19 protein-coding genes are annotated in these 19,294 nt (G+C 69.5%); 11 read left to right on the top strand and 8 right to left on the bottom strand.

The genetic code is table 11. From position 1 onward, the window contains the following. Together ACGFSB_RS22325 and ACGFSB_RS22330 are read left to right on the top strand one after the other, a co-directional pair. Window positions 1–948 carry a PPK2 family polyphosphate kinase gene (locus ACGFSB_RS22325; protein ID WP_393401901.1) on the top strand — a complete coding sequence of 316 codons (948 nt, stop codon included), beginning with the start codon at window positions 1–3 and terminating at the stop codon, window positions 946–948. A 99-nt stretch (window positions 949–1,047) separates the two neighbouring features. Continuing rightward, a complete protein-coding gene (locus tag ACGFSB_RS22330; RefSeq protein ID WP_393401904.1) occupies window positions 1,048–2,691 on the top strand; it encodes a GMC oxidoreductase in 1,644 nt (547 codons plus the stop codon). Between the two features lie 9 nt (window positions 2,692–2,700). On the opposite strand, the gene ACGFSB_RS22335 is transcribed toward ACGFSB_RS22330, so the two are convergent. From ACGFSB_RS22335 to ACGFSB_RS22350, 4 genes are all read right to left on the bottom strand, one after another. After that, on the bottom strand, window positions 2,701–3,180 hold the full coding sequence (locus ACGFSB_RS22335) for a carboxymuconolactone decarboxylase family protein (protein WP_393402010.1): 480 nt from the start codon (window positions 3,178–3,180) through the stop codon (window positions 2,701–2,703). A 5-nt stretch (window positions 3,181–3,185) separates the two neighbouring features. After that, window positions 3,186–4,265, bottom strand: a complete 1,080-nt coding sequence (locus tag ACGFSB_RS22340) for a dihydrodipicolinate reductase (RefSeq protein WP_393401906.1) — start codon at window positions 4,263–4,265, stop codon at window positions 3,186–3,188. A 76-nt stretch (window positions 4,266–4,341) separates the two neighbouring features. Further along, a complete protein-coding gene (locus ACGFSB_RS22345) occupies window positions 4,342–4,857 on the bottom strand; it encodes a lytic polysaccharide monooxygenase auxiliary activity family 9 protein (RefSeq protein ID WP_393401909.1) in 516 nt (171 codons plus the stop codon). Window positions 4,858–5,016: 159 nt separating this feature from the next. Then, window positions 5,017–5,562, bottom strand: a complete 546-nt coding sequence (locus ACGFSB_RS22350) for an FABP family protein (RefSeq protein ID WP_393401911.1) — start codon at window positions 5,560–5,562, stop codon at window positions 5,017–5,019. A gap of 127 nt (window positions 5,563–5,689) precedes the next feature. On the opposite strand from ACGFSB_RS22350, the gene ACGFSB_RS22355 reads away from it, so the two are divergent. Then, complete coding sequence (locus ACGFSB_RS22355) at window positions 5,690–6,226, top strand: NUDIX hydrolase family protein (RefSeq protein ID WP_393401913.1); 537 nt, start codon at window positions 5,690–5,692, stop codon at window positions 6,224–6,226. Between the two features lie 116 nt (window positions 6,227–6,342). Further along, on the top strand, window positions 6,343–7,410 hold the full coding sequence (locus tag ACGFSB_RS22360) for a YncE family protein (protein ID WP_393401916.1): 1,068 nt from the start codon (window positions 6,343–6,345) through the stop codon (window positions 7,408–7,410). Window positions 7,411–7,428: 18 nt separating this feature from the next. Here the strand turns inward: ACGFSB_RS22360 and ACGFSB_RS22365 are convergent, their stop codons facing one another. Continuing rightward, entirely contained in the window at window positions 7,429–8,133 is a 705-nt protein-coding gene (locus tag ACGFSB_RS22365; RefSeq protein ID WP_393401919.1) for an esterase/lipase family protein, read from the bottom strand. 92 nt (window positions 8,134–8,225) lie between these two features. Further along, complete coding sequence (locus ACGFSB_RS22370) at window positions 8,226–8,978, bottom strand: FadR/GntR family transcriptional regulator (protein ID WP_393401922.1); 753 nt, start codon at window positions 8,976–8,978, stop codon at window positions 8,226–8,228. Between the two features lie 240 nt (window positions 8,979–9,218). On the opposite strand from ACGFSB_RS22370, the gene ACGFSB_RS22375 reads away from it, so the two are divergent. The 4 genes from ACGFSB_RS22375 (at window position 9,219) to ACGFSB_RS22390 (ending at window position 14,482) form a co-directional block, all read left to right on the top strand. Beyond that, window positions 9,219–10,508, top strand: a complete 1,290-nt coding sequence (locus tag ACGFSB_RS22375) for an SLC13 family permease (RefSeq protein ID WP_393402012.1) — start codon at window positions 9,219–9,221, stop codon at window positions 10,506–10,508. A 163-nt stretch (window positions 10,509–10,671) separates the two neighbouring features. Further along, window positions 10,672–12,219, top strand: a complete 1,548-nt coding sequence (locus ACGFSB_RS22380; protein WP_393401924.1) for an acyl-CoA synthetase — start codon at window positions 10,672–10,674, stop codon at window positions 12,217–12,219. Window positions 12,220–12,274: 55 nt separating this feature from the next. Further along, window positions 12,275–13,660 (top strand): carboxyl transferase domain-containing protein, encoded by a 1,386-nt coding sequence (locus tag ACGFSB_RS22385; protein ID WP_393402015.1) that lies wholly within the window; start codon window positions 12,275–12,277, stop codon window positions 13,658–13,660. Between the two features lie 168 nt (window positions 13,661–13,828). After that, window positions 13,829–14,482 (top strand): YceI family protein, encoded by a 654-nt coding sequence (locus ACGFSB_RS22390; protein ID WP_393401926.1) that lies wholly within the window; start codon window positions 13,829–13,831, stop codon window positions 14,480–14,482. 106 nt (window positions 14,483–14,588) lie between these two features. On the opposite strand, the gene ACGFSB_RS22395 is transcribed toward ACGFSB_RS22390, so the two are convergent. Further along, on the bottom strand, window positions 14,589–15,233 hold the full coding sequence (locus ACGFSB_RS22395; protein WP_393401928.1) for an ANTAR domain-containing protein: 645 nt from the start codon (window positions 15,231–15,233) through the stop codon (window positions 14,589–14,591). A gap of 257 nt (window positions 15,234–15,490) precedes the next feature. On the opposite strand from ACGFSB_RS22395, the gene ACGFSB_RS22400 reads away from it, so the two are divergent. From ACGFSB_RS22400 to ACGFSB_RS22410, 3 genes are read left to right on the top strand one after another with little or no spacing between them, the layout of a single operon-like run. After that, a complete protein-coding gene (locus tag ACGFSB_RS22400) occupies window positions 15,491–15,853 on the top strand; it encodes an STAS domain-containing protein (RefSeq protein ID WP_393401930.1) in 363 nt (120 codons plus the stop codon). Beyond that, window positions 15,850–16,779 carry an anti-sigma factor RsbA family regulatory protein gene (locus tag ACGFSB_RS22405; RefSeq protein ID WP_393401932.1) on the top strand — a complete coding sequence of 310 codons (930 nt, stop codon included), beginning with the start codon at window positions 15,850–15,852 and terminating at the stop codon, window positions 16,777–16,779. Before ACGFSB_RS22400 ends, ACGFSB_RS22405 begins: the two co-directional genes overlap by 4 nt. Window positions 16,780–16,836: 57 nt before the next feature. Next, window positions 16,837–17,601 (top strand): NAD(P)-binding domain-containing protein, encoded by a 765-nt coding sequence (locus tag ACGFSB_RS22410; RefSeq protein ID WP_393401933.1) that lies wholly within the window; start codon window positions 16,837–16,839, stop codon window positions 17,599–17,601. A gap of 168 nt (window positions 17,602–17,769) precedes the next feature. Here the strand turns inward: ACGFSB_RS22410 and ACGFSB_RS22415 are convergent, their stop codons facing one another. Further along, window positions 17,770–19,155 carry a helix-turn-helix domain-containing protein gene (locus ACGFSB_RS22415; protein ID WP_393401934.1) on the bottom strand — a complete coding sequence of 462 codons (1,386 nt, stop codon included), beginning with the start codon at window positions 19,153–19,155 and terminating at the stop codon, window positions 17,770–17,772. Window positions 19,156–19,294: the final 139 nt, after the last annotated feature.

The raw sequence follows: 19,294 nt of genomic DNA on the forward strand, positions 1-19,294 counted from the left end.
GTGACCAAGGCCAAAAAGGACGGAAAGAAGGACGGAAAGAAGGGCAGGAAGAGGGACGGGGGGAAGCACGGGAAGACCCGCGAGTCCCCCGCCCAGCTCCGCGAGCTGCTCCGCATCCCCGACGGCGAGCGGGTGGACCTCACTTCGTACGCCGCCGACGCGACCCCCGCGGGCCCCGCGGACAAGGCCGCCGGAGTCCTTGCCACCGCCCAGATGGGTGAACGTCTGGCGGACCTCCAGGAGCGGCTCTACGCGGCGAGCACCGCGGATGACCGCCGCCGCGTCCTCCTCGTCCTCCAGGGCATGGACACCAGCGGCAAGGGCGGCACGGTCAAGCACGTCATCGGCCTGTTCAATCCCTCCGGCTGCCGCATCAAGGCCTTCAAGACGCCCACCCCCGAGGAGCGGAGCCACCCCTTCCTCTGGCGCATCATGCAGGCGCTCCCGCAGCCTGGCGAGATCGGCATCTTCGACCGCTCGCACTACGAGGACGTCCTCATCGCCCGCGTCCGCGAACTGGTCCCCCGCAGCCAACTCGGCCGCCGCTACGGCCAGATCAACCGTTTCGAGCAGTCGCTCGCCGACGACGGCGTCACCGTCATCAAGTGCTTCCTGCACATCTCGTACGAACAGCAGCGGCGGCGCCTGCTCGAACGCCTCGACAACCCGGACAAGCACTGGAAGTTCAACCCGGGCGACATCGAGGATCGCGCCCTGTGGCCCGCCTACCAGGAGGCGTACGAGATCGCGCTCGAGCGCTGCTCCACGGCGGACGCCCCCTGGTATCTCATCCCGGCGGACCGCAAGTGGTACCGCAACTGGGCGATCAGCAGCCTGCTCCTCGAGCACCTGGAGGCACTGGATCCGCAGTATCCGAAGGCGGACTTCGATGTCGCCCTGGCCAGAAAACGACTGCTGAGCGACACCCGGGAGCCCGGGGCCGAGTAGGTACAAGATCGGACAGAAGTTACTTCTAGGTATGCAGTGACTTAATGAGCCAGTAGCAGTAGAACTCGTTCCCATTCCTACGAGAGTGAGGAACGTCACATGAGTGGCACCACCACGCGTATTACCGCCCAGGAGGGCGTCACACGTCGAAGATTCATCGCTGGAACTGGTTCTATTCTTGGCGTCGCCGCCCTCGCGAGTCAGGCCACCGTGGCCCAGGCGAACGCCGCTCCCGCAGCCGCTCCGATCGGCGACGGGGCCCACGTCCCCGCGTTAGTGATCGGCACCGGATACGGCGGCTCCGTCGCCGCCCTTCGCCTGGCCCAGGCCGACGTCGACGTCCATATGATCGAGATGGGCATGGCCTGGGACACCCCCGGCTCCGACGGCAAGATCTTCGCCAACACCACCGCGCCGGACGGCCGTTCCTACTGGCTGCGCACCAGGACCAAACAGCCCCTCAGCAACTTCCTCGGCTTCCCGATCGACAAGGACATCCCCCGCTACACCGGGATCCTGGACGCCGAGGAGATGGGCGGGATCATCGTCTACCAGGGCCGCGGCGTCGGCGGCGGCTCACTGGTCAACGGCGGCATGGCGGTCACGCCCAAGCGCGAGAACTTCGGCGCCATCCTCCCTTCGGTCAACGCCGATGAGATGTACGGCACTTACTACCCGCGCGCCAATGCCGGACTCGGGGTCCACACCATCGACCCGGCCTGGTTCGAAAGCGTCGACTGCTATCAGTACTCGCGGGTCGGCCGTAAGCACGCCCAGCGCTCCGGGTTCCCGTTCGTCTTCGTGCCCAGCGTCTACGACTGGGACTACATGAAGCAGGAGGTCGCGGGCACCGTCCCCAAGTCGGCCATCGCCGGCGAGATCCTCTATGGCAACAACTACGGCAAGAAGTCGCTCCAGAAGACCTACATCGCCCAGGCCACCGCGACCGGCAGGGTCACCATCTCGCCGCTGCACAGGGTCACTTCGGTCGCCCCCGCGTCCGGCGGCGGCTACACCGTCTCCATCGAGCAGCTCAACTCCGGCGGCACCACCACGGCCACCAAGACCGTGACCGCGGACAAGGTGTTCTTCGCGGCAGGCAGCGTCGGCACCAGCAAGCTCCTGGTCAAGCTGAAAGCCACCGGCGCGCTGCCAGGACTGAACGGCGAGGTCGGCAAGGGCTGGGGCGACAACGGCAACGTCATGTGCGGCCGCGCCAACCACCTCTGGGACCCGACCGGCAAGCTCCAGTCGTCCATGCCCACCGGCGGCATCGACAACTGGGCGGCAGGCGGCGCGTTCGCCGAGGTCGCACCGCTGCCGACCGGGATCGAGACGTACGCCTCGTTCTATCTCTCGATCACCAGAAACCCGAACCGTGCCGCCTTCTCCTGGAACGCGGCGACCGGCAAGGCGGATCTCAACTGGCAGACCGCCTGGAAGCAGCCGTCGATCGACGCCGCCAAGACGATCTTCGACAAGATCAACGCCAAGGAGGGGACGATCTACCGCACCGATCTGTTCGGCACGTACAAGATCTGGGGCGATCACCTCACGTACCACCCGCTCGGCGGCGCGGTCCTGAACAAGGCCACCGACAACTACGGCCGTCTGCACGGCCATCCGGGCCTGTACGTCATCGACGGTTCACTGATCCCCGGCAATACGAGCGTCAATCCGTTCGTCACCATCACGGCGCTCGCCGAGCGGAACATCGAGAAGATCATCGCCACGGATCTGTAGCAACTGCCCTCAGTGAGTGGGGAGTACGCACACCGCGTCGAGGCCGAGCACGTGGTTGAGCCGGCCGAACGCCAGCCAGGAACCGATGCTCATGCTCAGTTCCACGATCTCGTGCTGGCTGTAGTGCGCGGTCATCCGCGTCCAGAACTCCTCGTCGAGGCCGTGGTGATCCAGGGCGTACCGCTCGGCGTACTCGGCGGCGAGACGTGTGCGGTCGTCGAAAGCGTCGGTGGTACGCCACTGGGTCACCGCGTCGGCGAACTCCTCCTCGACCTGCTGGCCTTCGCGCTCGGTCCGCCAGTCGAGGCAGAACAGGCACCCGTTGATCTGCGCGATGCGCAGCCGCGCCGCCTCGAACTCCCGCAGCCCCAGGGTCGTGTGCTCGTACACCGAGAGCGAGAAGTTCGCGGCGGCCATGCCGATCCCGGGGACCATCTCGCCCCACACGTACCCGATCGGCTCCTGCCCCTCGGGAATGTCTATGTGCATTGAGTTCATTGCTTGCTCCTTCCGAGCTTGCCGGTCGCGGGGCGCAGCGGGACGTCGAGCGCGTCGTAGAGTCCGGGTTCCGCTGCCACCAGCCAGTCGATGGCGCCGACAAGACGGCCGACCGCGGTGGCGTTGCCGCCCGCTGACCGGTTCTCGCCCTCGTCGGCGGCCTCGACCGTGACCTCGATGCGCGGGCGGCCCTCGATGACGACCCGGTGCGCGCCCGCGCCGTCGGGCGGCGTGGGCCAGTCCGGTGCGCAGGACGGGTGGATGCGGGTGACGTGCTCGATGACGATGCGGGGTTCGCCCCCGACGATGCCCTGCACCTCGAACCGCACCGCGCCCTGGGTGCCCGCGTCGAAGTCACCCATCGTCCGCGTGCTCACCGAGGTGTCGAGCGCGCGCCGCTCCAACGTCTCGCGGATGTCGTCGAGTTCGACGCCGAGGGCCCTGGCCATCAGGCGGATCTGGCCGCCCCACACCATGGTCGGGACGGTCTCCGCGAGCATCAGGGGCTCGTAGTCCATCGGATGGCCCATGCCGATCAGATGGCGTACGGAATCCTCCTGGTCGTACGTGGAGTAGTCGAAGATCTCCTGGCAGCGGATCGCGTCGACGGTGCTGCCGAGTCCGCTGATGAGCAGCGGCAGTACGTCGTTGCCCCAGCCGGGATCGACGCCGGACACGAACAGCGATCCGCCGCCGTCCGCGACGGCGGCGAGGAGCGGATCCCGCAGCTCGGGAGGTGCGTTGCGCTGGTCGTAGAGGGCGTAAAGGGCGGGGGTGACGACCACGGCTCCGGTCCGGATCGCCCTGCCGATGTCGGCGAGGGCCTCGTCGGGGCGGAGATCGCCGGAAGCCGCGTACACCACCGCTCGGGGCGCCGTGGCCAGGACCGCGTCGATGTCGTCGGTCGCCGCGACGCCCAACCGCCCGTCGATACCGGCGAGGTCGGCCGCGTCGCGGCCGACCTTGTCGGGGGCGTGCACGAGCACGGCCGTGAGCTTCAGCGCCGGATGGGCCGCGACGGCACGGATGGCCGCGCGGCCGACGTTTCCGGTTCCCCAGACAACCGTCGGAATCATGCGGCGGAGGGTAACCAGAGGACGTATCAGTTCATAGGGCCATGACCGGAGTGATTCTGCACCAAGGGCACGTCCGCTAGCGGATGTTCACGTCGATGCAGGCGTAGAAGGCATTCGACGTGTCGCCGATGTTCCAGACCGCGAGCACCTTGTGGCGGCCGGTGGCGCTGCCGAGGTTGACCTGGTGCGAGACGGTCGCCGGTGGCTGCTGGTTGCCGCCGTCGATCGTCGCGACCTTCGTGCCGTCGACGAAGTACTCGTAGTTCGCGGTGCGGTGCCGTGCGGTGAACGTCCAGGTGAAGGTCTGTGTCCTGCTGACGTCGCTGACCTTCCATCCCTTGCTGTCGTCGTTCAGCTCCGCGAACCTTGCGTTGCCGCCGTTGCAGCTGCGCAGGCCCTTGGGTCCTTCGACGCTCTGCGGTTCGTACTTGATCTCGCCGCACGCGACCGTGCCGGCGGCGCACTGCGCCTGCCGGCTGGCCGGTGAGTTGATGTATCCGTGTGCGCTTGCCGAACCGGCGGGCAGCGTGAGGGCGAGGACGGGCGCCAGACCGGCACCGATCATTGCGGCCAACTTCCGCTTCCTGTGCATACGTACTCCTTCACGGCAGGGGGAGGTGGGGGTGTGCGTGAAGTGCCGGGCCGGACATGCCCGTTGGTGGATTAGTCCAGACCATTAGTCCAGACCATAGACTTTGGCGGGGCCCGGTCAAGGCCGGTTTCGGGCCAGCCACGCCTCTGTACGTCGCAGCTACACCTCTGTACGTCGCAGCAGCGCCGACAGGTGGTGCTGCAGCGGCTGACCGACCGCCGCGAGGTCATGGGTGAAGGTGAGCGTGTCCTCGTCCGTCAGCGCGTAGCGGCGGCGAGTGGCGTCGACCTTCTTGGCGGTGGGGGTGAGGGCCACCTCATGAGTGGAGAGGTCGACCGTGCCGTCGCTCGCGCTGCCGACCGAGATCTCCGCGATGCCGGTGGGCTGGGTGATCAGCGACTCCACCCGGCCGTCGGGCTGAAGCCGCCACCAGCCGCTCTCCCTGGCCGACGGGCGCAGCGGTGCGTCGTCGGCGTCCAGGAGCCACGCCCGCGCTTCGTAGCGGAGGAAGGGGCGGCCGTCGTGGCTGAAGGTGACCTCCTGCGCGTACGTGAAGTCCGCGTCGAGCGTCGGGTACTCACCCTGGCCCCGGCCGTGCCAGGTGCCAAGGAGGCCGAGCACCGGCGCGAGCAGCGGGTGCGGTGCCGGTGCCTCGTCGAGGTGACGGGCTTCGGCGTACGGGTACTCCGGTGCGGGGTCGAACACGGTGCGCGCTCCTAGGTCTCGATCACTGCCGAGGGCAGCCTAGGGCCTGGGAACGACTCCGACGCGGCGGCTGCGAGAGGCCATGGGAAAGCGGCACGGCGGGAGCCCGGGAACGTATGATCAGCCGATGTCTGACACGACCGAAATCACGCCCGGCTGGCTGAACTCCGACGAGCTCGAACAAGCCCGCGCCCGTATGCCGATCCTGTACGTGGAAGCCGTACCGGTGCGCGTCGACGACAGCGGCGAAATCACCAGCATCGGACTGCTGTTGGGCATGGGCCGGGACGGAGCGGTCAGCCGCTCCCTCGTCTCCGGCCGGGTCCTGCACCACGAGCGGGTCCGGGACGCCCTCCTGCGCCACCTGGAGAAGGACCTCGGCCCGGCGGCGCTCCCCCGCGTCCCGGCATCCCTACAGCCCTTCACCGTCGCCGAGTACTTCCCGACGCTGGGGATCACGCCGTTCCACGACCCCCGTCAGCACGCGGTGTCCCTGGCCTACATCGTCCCGGTGGCCGGCGACTGCCGCCCCCGGCAGGACGCGCTCGATCTGGTCTGGTTCAGCCCGCAGGAGGCCTCATCGGCGGGGGTCCAGAACGAGATGCCGGGCGGCCACGGAGTACTCCTCAAGCAGGCCCTCGCACATGCGGGTTGCCTGTCCTGATTGGGGCACGCGGCCCGGCAGATCATGGAACCGGTGACGTATTAGGTAAGGCTCAGCTAAGTTGATCGGCGAGTGCCTTCCTCCGAAGGCGCCTCTGCCAAGGAGATCGACGCAGCATGACCTCAACCATCCGCCGTGCCTGCCGTACTCGCCGTACCACCGCGATAGCCGTGTCGCTGGCCGCGGGAAGCACCCTGGCCTCGACCGGCATCGCGGGCGCCGACACCGCGAGGACCGGCTCGCCCGCGCCCGCCGCATCGGCGCCGATCAAGCAGGGCCTGTACCAGTCGGCGTACTCCGAGCGGAACGACGCGCTCTGGGTCACCTCGTCCGTGGGCCTGCCGCCCGTCACCGACTCCGCACTTCTGAAGGTCGACCCGGACACGCTGCGGGTGGAGAAGGCGTACACGCCCCCGGTTACCGACGCGGCCACCGGCGCTGTCGAGGCGGTCTACGGCGTCGCCGTCGACGACGAGCACAACACCGTCTGGACGACGAACACCCGCGACAACACCGTCGCCGTCTACAGCCAGCACAGCGGCAGGCGTCTCGCCACGCTGCCGGGCGTGAACCACGCCCGCGAGGTCGTCGTCGACGAGCGGCGCGACACGGTGTGGGCGAGCGCCTTCGGCGACGGCACCCTCGTCTCCTTCGACAGCCGCACCTTCAAGGAGAAGAAGCGCGTCACCGTCCCGGGCTCCGGCCCGACGGGCCTCGCCCTGAACGAGCGGACAGGGACCGTGTACGCAGCCGACCACAACGGCGGCCGGATCATCGAGGCCTCCCCCGGCGCGGAGAGCGCGCGGCTCGTCCCGACCGGCGAAGGACCGCTCTCGATCACCCTCTCCAAGAACGGCCGCACCGCCTACACCGCCGACCAGACCGCGGGCACCGTCTCGGTCGTCGACCTGCGCAAGGGTGCCGTCGCCCGGTCCGTGCCGGTCGGCGGCGGCACCAAGTCCGTGGCCGTCGACCGGCGCTCGGGCCATGTCCTCGCCGTCAACCGCACGTCCGCCACCGTCACGGTTGTCGACCCGCGCAAGGGTGCCGTCGTGAAGTCGGTGGCCACCGGCGCGAACCCCAACCACGTCCAGGTGTCCAACGGCACCGCGTACGTGGTCGACAAGTCGGCCTCAGGCCCCGCGGGCGAAGACCGGCTGACCCGCATCGGTCTCCGCCGCTGAGCCCGCCGCGTCCGGTGGTCAGCTGCCGACGAAGTCCCGCACCCCCTGCGACACCCCGTCGTCCCCCAGCAGTTCGTTGTGCTTGAGGCAACCCGCCGCGTTGTTCGTGGCGCCATCGAGCAGCACGCTGTCGTCCGGGTTGATGACCTCGTCGCAGCTGGACCACCAGGTCGCGTAGGCGACGTCGCCCGGTGTCTCGTCGCCCTCCGCGAGCCCGTCCTGGACGTAGGAGCCCGGTGTCATGTCTCGGCAGGCCTGGGACCAGGCGGCGCAGGCCCAGGCCGTACCGGTGCCGTGGTTGGGTCCTGCGAGGGAGGCCCAGTGGGCGACCTTCGCGGTGCCGCCGCCGTGCTTGACGTACCAGCGGGTGACGAGGCCGCCGAAGGAGTGGGCGACGACGTCGACCTTGGCGGCGCCGGTCTGTGCGCGTACTTCATCGACGTACGCGGCGAAACGGCCGGAGAGCACCTCGTTCACCGACTGGCTGGTGTCGTACCCCCAGGAGAACAGCTCGGTGTCCGCGTACCCGGACGCCTTGAAGTCGTCGCGCAGGGATCCCCACACGCCGGGGTCGGCGTTGTAGCCATGGACGAAGATCACCGGAGTGCGGGCGGTGTCCGCGGATCGCGCGGTGTCCGCATGGGCGGCGGCGGCCGTGGTCAGCGGCATCAGCAGAGCGGCGACGGCCATGATGGTCAGCGGTACGGATGTGCGGCGCGGCACAGATTCCCCCTCGGCAAGCGTGTTACGCGCGAGTAGTGCTGAGAATGGTGAGCTCTGCGCCGACGAATGAACAGCCCTGGGACGTAGGGAAGTTACCCGGGGTACGCAGCTCCGGAGCCGGCACTGGCGTCCGGCCCGCTTCCCTCGTCGTCCGGGTTCCAGTCGAGGAGCCGTACCTTCGCGACCGTCCGCACATGCCTGCGCATCGCCGCGGCGGCCACCCGGCCACGACCGCCCTCGATCGCGTCGAGAATCGCGTGATGCTGGGCGAGGGACCGGGCAGGCCGCCCCACCTGACGCAGCGACTCGTTGCGGCTCTCGGCGATCTGCTCGGCGATGGAGCGCATGAACTCGGCCAGCAGCGCACTGTGCGCGGCCGCGGTCACGGCCGCGTGGAAGAGCCGGTCGCCCTCCACGCCGTCCTCGCCCGCCTCGATCTCCTTCGCCATCGCGTCGAGGGCGGACCGCATCGCCACCAGATCCTCGTCCGTGCGCCGCTCCGCGGCCAGTTCGGCGAGTTTGGTCTCCAGGGCCTCGCGGGCCTCGAGCACGTCGGGCAGCCGCCGCTTGCGCTCCACAAGGCGCTCCACGGGCTCGGCGTCCAGGCTGTCCTTGACCAGATATGTACCACCGCCGTGGCGCACCTCGACCAGGCCCTGCACTTCGAGTACGACGATGGCCTGCTTGACGGAGGCACGGGACACGCCGAGCCGCTGGGCGAGTTCGCGCTCGGGCGGCAGCCGGTCGCCGGAGCGCAGGCCGCCTTCGGCCACGTACGCGCGCAGCCGGTCGAGCACCTGCTCGTACAGCCTCGTCCTGCCCATGGGACGCAGTGCGTCAGACATCCCAACCCCCCATCACGGTCCCCCCGTCGCGGTCCCCGTCCCGATGGAATCGCAGACTAGCAGCGCGGCCGCTCCAGTGGACCAATGGCCAAGTGACCAAGTGGACAAGTGGTTCAGCCAATTTACGTCCGATCCCTTGACGGCCGAAACCGAACCCCCGACGCTGAGTTCCGCCAACAGCCGGATTGGCTCAGCCACTTTGCCACTCCGCAAGGACGGCCCCAGGGACGGGAGCCCATGATGTCCGCCGAACTGATCTCCATCCTCGTACTCGTGGTGGTCTTCGTGATCGCCACCACCCGCTCCATCAACATGGGCGCGCTCGCCTTCGCCGCCGCCTTCGCCGTCGGCGAGCTGGTCGCCGACCTCGACGCGGACGGCATCTTCGCCGGTTTCCCCGGCGACCTGTTCGTCGTCCTGGTCGGCGTCACCTATCTGTTCGGGATCGCCCGCGCCAACGGCACCACGGACTGGCTGGTGCACGCGTCCATCCGCCTGGTACGCGGCCGGATCGTGCTCATCCCCTGGGTGATGTTCGTGATCACCGGGGCGCTCACCGCGATCGGCGCGGTCAGCCCGGCCGCCGTGGCGATCGTCGCGCCGATCGCGCTGAGCTTCGCCACCCGGTACGGAATCAGCCCGCTCCTGATGGGCGCCATGGTGGTGCACGGCGCCCAGGGCGGCGGATTCTCGCCGATCAGCATCTACGGCTCGATCGTCAACGGCATCGTGGAGCGCGAGAAACTTCCGGGGAACGAAGTCGCCCTCTTCCTCGCCTCGCTCATCGTCAATCTCCTCATCGCAGGGATCGTGTTCGTCCTCTTCGGCGGGCTGAAGCTGGGCCGTCGCGGGACCGGCAAGGGAGAGGGAGAGGGAGCTGCGGAGGGCGGCTCGGGCGGGGGCACATCGGCGCGGGACGAGGCGGATGCGCGGCTCGATCCAGCGCGTATCGCCACTCTCGCCGCCCTGGTCGCCCTCGTCGTCGCCGTCCTCGGGTTCGACCTCGACGCCGGTCTCAGCGCCATCACGCTGGCTGTGATCCTGAGCGCGTTCTGGCCGGACACCAGCCGCAAGGCCGTCGGGGAGATCGCCTGGCCGACCGTGCTGCTCATCTGCGGTGTGCTGACCTACGTCGGCGTACTCGAGGAGATGGGCACCATCAAGTGGGCCGGTGAGGGCGTCTCCGACATCGGTGTCCCGCTCCTCGCCGCTGTGCTGCTCTGCTATATCGGGGCGATCATCTCCGCGTTCGCCTCCTCCGTCGGGATCATGGGCGCGCTCATCCCGCTCGCCGTGCCGTTCCTCGCCCAGGGCGAGATCGGCGCGGTCGGCATGATCGCGGCGCTCGCCGTCTCCGCGACCGTCGTGGACGTCAGCCCCTTCTCGACCAACGGCGCACTGGTGCTTGCCGCCGCCCCCGACGTCGACCGGGAGCGCTTCTTCCGGCAGCTGATGGTGTACGGCGGAATCGTGGTGGCCGCGGTGCCGGCTGCAGTGTGGCTCGTCCTGGTGGTGCCAGGATTCGGGTAGGACACATCAACATCACCATCGGTCCGGCTGTCGGCGGCACGGTGGTCCGTACCGCCGACAGCCGGACCGATGACGGCAGCTCGATGACGGCAGCTCGATGACAGCGGCTCGATGACAGCGGCTCGATGACGGCAGCTCGATATCAACCAAGGAGATACGCAGCGTGAGTTCGCCCCACAAGGCCCCCCGCCCTCTCCCCTTCCCGCCCCTCTTCCCGGCTCTCGTCGAGGGCCTCGACCTCCCCGCCCTGCGCTTCGGCGCGCGCTCGCTGACGTATGCCGAACTCGCCGCCACGGCCGGGCCCCTGGCCGTATCCATCGGCTCGGCGCGCCGGGTCGCCGTGTGGGCGACGCCAACGCTCGAGACCGCCGTCGGCGTGGTGGCCGCGCTCATCGCCGGTGTGCCCGTCGTGCCGCTGAACCCGAAGACCGGGGAGCGCGAGCTCGGGCACATCGTGGCGGACAGCGCTCCCACGGTGGTGCTCGCGGCTCCGGGCGATGAACTCCCTGTCCCGCTACGGGCGTTGGAACGTACGGACATCACGCTCACCGCCGACGGGGCGGCGGGTGGCGCGACAGGGTCGCCCACCGCATCACCTGCGGCACCACCCGCCTCACCACCCGCCGAGCCCGACCCCGAGTCCCCCGCCGTGATCGTCTACACCTCGGGCACCACTGGACCGCCCAAAGGTGCGGTGCTGCCCCGCCGGGCCCTCACGGCCACCCTGGACGCCCTTGAGGACGCCTGGCAGTGGACGTCCGACGATGTGCTCGTGCACGGACTTCCGCTCTTCCACGTGCACGGACTGATCCTCGGCATCCTCGGACCGCTGCGCCGGGGCGGTTCGGTGCGGCATCTGGGCCGGTTCTCCCACGACGGGGTGAAGCGCGAACTGGACGAGGGGGCGACGATGCTGTTCGGCGTGCCCACCATGTATCACCGCATCGCGGAGGCACTGCCCGCCGACCCGGGGCTCGCCAAGTCCCTCTCCGGAGCGCGGCTCCTGGTGTCCGGGTCGGCCGCACTGCCCGTGCACGACCACGAGCGGATCGCGGCGGCGACGGGGCGCCGGGTGGTCGAGCGGTACGGCATGACGGAGACCCTGATGAACACGAGCGTGCGGGCGGACGGCGAGTCGCGCGCCGGGACCGTCGGGGTGCCGTTGCGGGGCGTGGAACTGCGGCTCGTGGACGAGGCGGGTGCCGAGACCGGTGAGATCGGTCAGGCCGGTGAGACCGGTCAGGCCGGTGAGATCGGCGAGATCCAGGTGCGCGGCCCGAATCTGTTCACCGAGTATCTGAACCGCCCCGACGCCACCGCCGCCGCTTTCACCATCGATGGCTGGTTCCGCACCGGCGACATGGCGGTGCTCGATCCGGACGGCTATGTGCGCATCGTCGGCCGTAAAGCCACCGACCTCATCAAGAGCGGCGGCTACAAGATCGGCGCGGGCGAGATCGAGAACGCACTCCTGGAGCATCCGGGCGTTCGGGAAGCGGCCGTGACCGGGGAGCCGGACGACGACCTGGGCGAGCGCATCGTCGCCTGGATCGTGCCGACGGACCCCGAACACCCGCCTGTGCAGGCTGACTTGGCGGACCATGTGGCCGCCCAGCTCGCCCCGCACAAGCGCCCACGGACCGTGCGCTATCTGTCGGAGCTCCCCCGCAACGACATGGGGAAGATCATGAAGCGGTCCCTCCATGCCTGAGCCCACTCCGGCGAGGGCGGAGCCGGCGGGGCCTCTGCCGGCGACGGTGGCGCCCCTGCCGGTCCGCTCGTCCGCTCGTGCGGCCATCACCGCCGTGACCGACCGCGGCAGCTTCCGTGAAATCCCTTCCACCAAAAAGGAGTCCAGGGGGAACGGGCCGCTCGACGACGGGTCACTCGACGACGGCCCACTCGCCTGGCAGGGATACGCCGACTCGCGTGCCCGCGCCGAGGAGCGCACCGGCGAATGTGAGTCGGTGGTCTGCGGCACCGCCACCATCGGCGGCGTCCGGACGGTGCTCGTGTCCTTCGAGTTCGGTTTCCTCGGCGGCTCCCTCGGCGAGCGCACCGGCGATCTCCTGGAGGCCGCCCACCGGTACGCCCGTGACCACCGGCTGCCCGTCGTCTCACTGATCGCCACGGGCGGCAGCCGGATGCAGGAGGGTATGCGCGCCCTCCTCCAACTCCAGCGCGTGGCACAGCAGTCCGAGCTCACCGGCGCGGCGGGCCTGGCCCGGATCGCCGTCATCCGCGATCCGACCACAGGCGGCGGCTGGGCCACCCTCGGCGCGGGCGCCGACCTGATCCTTGCACTGCCCGGCAGCCAGATCGGCTTCGCGGGGTCCCGCGTACGCCCGGCCGACACGGATCCGGCGGCGTACACCGCCGAGGCCCAGCTCGCGGCGGGCGCGGTCGACGAGGTCGTACGCCCCGAAGAACTGCGCGACGCACTGGCACTGCGCCTCAAGCTGATGTCCCCATCCACCACCCCCGGCGCACCCGCACCGGCCGAACCCCCCGGCGCTCTCGGCCGCACCGACCTGCCCGCCACCGGCTGGGAAGCCGTCAGCCGCGCCCGCGCCCCCGAACGCCCGCGCGCACCCGCCTATCTGGACGCCTACTTCACCGACCGCGCACCGCTGCGCGGCGACCGGTGCGGGGGTACGGACCCGGGGATGCGCTGCGGGTTCGGGCGGCACGCGGGGCGGCCGATCGCCTACGCGGCGCAGTGCGGGACCGCGACGACACCCGCCGGGTACCGCACCGCGGCCCGCCTCGTACGGCTCGCGGGCCGGCTCGGCATTCCCGTGCTCACGCTCATCGACACCCCGGGCGCCGCGAACGGGGCGGAGGCCGAACGGGCGGGCGCGGGCGCGGCGATCGCCGACCTGTTCGCCGCCGTCGGCTCCGCGCCGGTGCCGGTCACCTCGCTGGTCATCGGCGAGGGCGGCTCGGGCGGCGCACTGGCCCTGGCGGCTCCGGACAACCTCTGGGCGACGCCGGACAGCTACTTCTCGGTCATCGCCCCTGAGGCGGCCGCCGCGATCCTCAAGCGGGGGCAGGAGGAGATCCGGTCGACGGCGGAGCAACTGCGCCTGCGCCCACAGGATCTGGTGGAACTGGGGGTCGTACGACAGGTTGTGACAGAACACCATTGGTGACCTTACGTGACATCAATCCACCCAACAGTGCATCCACATCCGTGCCGATCTTGTGCAGCTTTGCAGGCAGGAGCGCGGAACCCGGACGAGACCTCTCATCTCGCTGCCTGGCGCCTATCGGTAGCGTGATAACACGGAGTAATCAATTCCGAAGGAGAGGACGACACCATGGGTATCTTCACGCGTCGCCAGACCACGACCCTCGAGCCGACGTCGGCTGTCGGCCCCCGTACGCCTTCACCGGCCGCCGCCGGTGCCGCGCTCGACCCGGCACTTCGTGCGCTGACCGGGCAGTGGTCCATCGACCGTCCGCACAGCCGCATCGGATTCTCCGTGCGGCACGCGATGGTCACGACCGTGCGAGGCGCCTTCGGTGACTACGACAGCACGCTGTACTTCGATGGTGCCCGGCCCTCCGAATCGCGGGCCGAGATCACCATCCGGGTCGCGAGCGTCGACACGGGCGTGGAACAGCGGGACGGACACCTCGTCGGCGCCGACTTCTTCGACGCGCGCCGCCACCCGGAGATGACGTTCCGCAGCACCTCCACGGTCCATGACGGCGGGGAGACCTTCCGCATGGCCGGCGAACTGACCATCCGCGGCGTCACCCGGCCCGTCGAACTCCAGCTCGACTACCTCGGTTCGGTCGTGGACCCGTTCGGCTTCGAGAGGGCCGGCTTCGACGGCACCACCACCATCGACCGCACCGACTGGGGCCTGGTCTACAACCAGCGCCTGGAGACGGGTGGCTCCATGGTGAGCGAGAAGGTCCGGCTGCAGTTCGACATATCCGCGATCCGGTCCACGCCCCTGGCATAGCAGGGCCGGTCTCAGTGCGCAGGCCCGGCCGTTCTTCTGCCGCTCGCCGTTCTGCGCGTCGGTCCCGGCGCTCAACGTTCGTCGTCATGGGACACGTGTACCCCTGTCAGCCCTCCCGTCGGCGGCTGACACGAGAGCGTGCGACGGCTTTCCGCAGCGCTGTGCGCACCGAGACCTCCGCCCCGGAGCCATCGACGCCGGCGACCACCGCCGCGGCGATGTCGCGCAGCTTGACATTGGTGTGCTGGGAGGTCTCGCGCAGGATGCCCCACGCCTCTTCGGCGGTGCATGACTCGGCCGCCATGAGAACGCCGCACGCCTGGTCGATCAACGGCCGCGAGACCATGGCATGTTGAAGCTGGTCCACCTCTTCGCCAAGGCGCCCCAGTGCCTCCGCCCGTTCCAGGGCCACCGCCGATGGCTCCGGCGGCTGCTCGACGGACACCGGGGCCGGTGCTCCAGGAGTGTCCGGGTCGAATCCGGTGAGCTCCAGCACTCTGCGCGCCTGGCCCACCCAGTTGATGGTCCGCACCGGAATCCCGTACAGCCGGCCGAAGTCGCCCAGGCGGGACAGCAGTTGCAGGCCCGTCGAGTCCATGAACGTCACCTGCGCCATGTCCACCACGAGGCTTTCGGTACCAGCCGACAACTGGGCCAGGGCCTTCTCCAGCGCCTCCGCGGCGCCGTAGACGATCTCTCCTCGCACGCTCAGCACGGTCTCGCCGCCGCTGCTCCGCAGCTGTATGACCACGGCACAAGTGCTCACATCGAGGGATGGATCGAGGGGTGGATCGTGGGATCGTTCGGTGTTGGAGGTCACAGTCGGTTCCACCTTGCCGGGTCCGGTAATCCGTATGGTGCAAGGGGCTCCACTGATGTGGGCAACGGCGGTCCCTGTCTGCCCCTTCCCAGGCCGCCACGCTCCATGCCGCCGCCGGCACCGCATGGCCATAAGTGGCTGCGAAGAGGGGTATGAGAATTCATGCCGTCCGGAGACTGGGGGGAGGCGTGAGTGTTCCCTTCGGCGTGGACCGCCCGGCAGGCGAGCCGCGTCGTACGCAGGCCCTCTTGAAGGTCTACCCCTTGAGCGACCGGCCGGGGGTGCGGGCGGTGGGCGAGATCAGCAGGCCCACGCTCGCGACGTGGGAGCGGGCGCTGGAGCAGATAGCCCACCAGCGTTCCCGTGCTGTCTATGTCGACCTGGCGGCGGTCTCCTTCATCGATGTGGCCGGTGCGTCCGCCCTGGCGATCACGGCGCAGGGCCTGGAGGCCGACCAGCGCATCATGGTCGACCGGCCGCCCTTCGAGCTGGAGCGACTGCTTGATCTGTTCTGGCCCGGCCTGCCCACGCTTGAGATGGTGGCGCAATGAGTACGGCCGCCCCCGCGGAGCCCTTTGAACATGCCGCCCTCTTCTACCGCGGTCATGGGCAGTACGTGGCGGGGACGGTGCCGTTCGTACGGGACGGCCTGGCCGCCGGCGAGCCGGTTGCCGTGGCCGCTCCCACATCCCAACTCAAGCTGATCAAAGACGAGTTGGGCACGGCCGCCGACGCGGTCCAGTTCGTCGACATGCCCCTGACCGGGCGCAACCCCGGCCGGATCATCCCCGGCGTGCTGCGCGCCTTCGCGGACCGCCATCCGGACAGGCGGGTGCGGATCATCGGCGAGCCGATCTGGGTGGGCCGGACCGCCCTCGAGTACCCGGCATGCGTCCAGCACGAAGCATTGATCAACACGGCGTTCCACGGCCTGGACGCGACCATCCTCTGCCCCTATGACGCGGACCGTCTCGACCCGACGGTACTCACCGACGCGTACGCGACCCACCCGCTTGTCATCGAGGAAGGCCACGCACAAGCCAGCCCCACCTACGACCCGGACCGGACCGTCGCCCGCTACAACGAGCCCTTGCCCCCGCCGCCCACCGGCGCCGTGCTCACCTTCGACGCCGAAGGCCTGGTCGCCGCCCGGCACTTCGCCGTCCTGCGGGCACGGGGCCTCGGCGTGGCCGGGACCCGCCTCGAGGATCTGGCGCTCGTCGTGGCCGAGCTGACCACCAACAGCCTGGTACACGGCGGAGGTTCAGGGACCGTGTGGGTGTGGGCCGATGGGCAGCATCTGGTGTGCCAGGTCTATGACAGCGGGCGCCTGGCAGATCCCTTGGCCGGCCGACGTCCTCCGGAGCGTGGCCAACGGGGCGGCCGTGGACTGCTGTTGGTCCACCACCTCGCCGATCTCGTACGCGTGCATACGAGCGATACCGGTACCACGATCCGCTGCTACCTGAGCCGCTGAGAGAATGCGGCGAGAGACGCAGTAGGCAGGCCACCGCACGCTATGGAGGAAAACGCTGTGAAGCGCATCGGCATCATCGGAGTGGGCGAGATCGGCCGGGCCGTCGTGACCAGCCTGTGCGACGGTCTCGACAAGGCGCCGGAGGTGTTCCTCTCCCCCCGGGGAGCCCGCACCGCTGCGGAGCTCTCCGCGCGCTACGAGAGTGTGCGGGTGTGCGCCGACAATCAAGAGGTGGTGGACCGCTCCGAGTTGGTGCTCATCGCCGTACGCCGCCAGGACCGGCACGAAGCGCTCGCCGGCCTGCGGGTGGACGGCGACAAGGTGGTGGTCAACGTGATGGCGGGCGTCAGCAACGACGACCTGCGCCGGACACTCGCCACCGACGCCCCGCTGGTCCGGGCCATTCCCCTGCCGGCCATTCGCGAACGCCGCTCCGTCACGGTGACCTGGCCGTCTCAGCCGGCGGTGGACGACCTCTTCGAGCAGACGGGCGGAGTGCTCCCCGTCGCGGACGAGGCGGCCTTCAACGCCTTCTCCGCGCTGACGGGCACGCTGACCGCCCACTACTGGTACCTCGCCACGCTCACATCGTGGGCCGCCGACCAGGGCATCGCTTCCGAGGACGCCGACCGCTACATCCGCGGTCTCTTCCAGGGGGTCGGCCGCGCCCTGAGCGACGAGACCCGCTCACTGCACCAACTCGCCGCCGACCACGAGACCCCGAACGGAAACAACGAACGCATCCGGACCACCTGGTTCGACCCGGCCAACTCCGATGCGCTCAAGAAGGCCCTCGACGGCCTCCTCGCCGATCTGAAGTAGGCGGACAGCGCCGGTAGCTGACGGTCCCAACTGATCCGGCGCCTACGTCCCTCCGTACGCAGGAACGCGCATACCCGTGTACCGCGCAGGTGGGGCGGGAAACCTGACTCCGCTGCTTCTGCAAATCTCTGCGATATTCGCTCGCGATACTCCTTTGCGGTACGCGGCTCACATCAGCGGCGGTGCGGGCGCGGACCCCAGCGTCGTCGTGCCCGGCGTGGCCCGGTGGGCGAGGCCGGTGCGGTAGGCGTCCAGGGCGGCTTCCGTCCGTCCTGTCCGCCGGAGCAGATCGCCGAGGAGACAGCACAGGCCCGCCAAGTCTCCTGCCACGCCTGCCCGTTCGAGCAGTGGCAACGCGGTGCGGTAGTGCTCCTCGGCAGCCTCCGGGTCGCCGCACTCCTCCGCGATGAGGCCGAGCAGCCGGTGTGCGGCGCCCACGTGCACCGCGCCGCGTCCGGCACGGCCCGTGCCTTCCGTGCCGACGGCAAGCAAGGGCCTCAGCAGCGCCTCGGCCTCCCGGACCTTGCCGCGTCGGCGCAGTACGTCCGCCAGTTCCACCTCGACCTGTTCGGCGAAGAGCGCGGCCCGCTTGGAGGTGAGCATGTCGTAGGCGGTACGCAGTTCACTCTCGGCGCGATCCAGGTCACCGTCCTGGGCGTGCACGTAGCCGCGCATCCAGTGGCAGTGGGCGAGTTCGGTGCGGATGTGCAACTGCCGGTAGAGATCCTGGGCCTTGGCCAGGGACGCGTCGGCTTCGGCGATCCTGCCCTGGGCGATGAACGTACGGGCCACCCCTCGGTGCATCCCGGCGAGGAGCGCCGGATCGTCCACGCGCGGCGAGAGCGCGATGGCCAGTTCGGCGGCGTGCGCGGCGCGCTCATGTGCGCCCATGTCCATGTACGGAGCGATGGACGCCGTATAGAGGAGGAGCAGCGCGTCGGGGTCGTGCAGTCCGGAGGCGCCGAGTTGGTCGAGTGCTGTCTCCAACAGATAGCAGGCATAACGGAGTTCACCCGTGAGGCGGTGCGCGTTGGCGCGGCCACGGATGGCGGGGACACGGCGGGGCAGCGGCTCGTCGGCGAGTAGTCGCTCCACGGAGGCGAAACACTCGTGCGCGTCGTCGAGTTCGCCGGACTCGAGGAGACAGTCACCGAGGCCGAGGAGTGCGGTGGCCTGCTCCCCCGGAAGCGCGTGCTCGACGGCTTCGTCATGCAGGGCCCTGAAGAGGGCGGCGGCGTCCTCGGGGGCTCCGATGGCCAGCGCGCGCCGCGCGTCGGTCAGGCGCAGGCGCAGCTCAGTGGCGAGGCGGGCGGGGCGTCCCGTCGCGAGCTCCTCGTGAGTGACGCCGAGGCGCCCGGCCAAGTGCCGGAGGGCAGCCTCGGACGGTTTCACCTTGCCCGACTCGAGCGTGGAGACGTAGGCGGGCGTGTAAGCAGGTTCGGCCAACTGCCGCTGGGTGAGCCCGAGTTCCGTACGGAGACGCAGGACGCGACGCCCGATCACCGCGGGTTCGTCGAGCCGTCCGACCCCGGATCCGCTCTCCGTCGCCGCCATTTCCCCACCTCCATCTCGTCGCCCCCACCGCCACCTTGCGCGCCGGGCATTGCCTAGCTTCCCCACAACCCCTACATTGAACCGCGCCTTAAGCTCCCTTAACCCCCCACTTATAGCGCGGACTTGCGGCATCCCGGGT

The organism is Streptomyces sp. NPDC048441 (genome assembly GCF_043200235.1).
GTDB lineage: Bacteria > Actinomycetota > Actinomycetes > Streptomycetales > Streptomycetaceae > Streptomyces.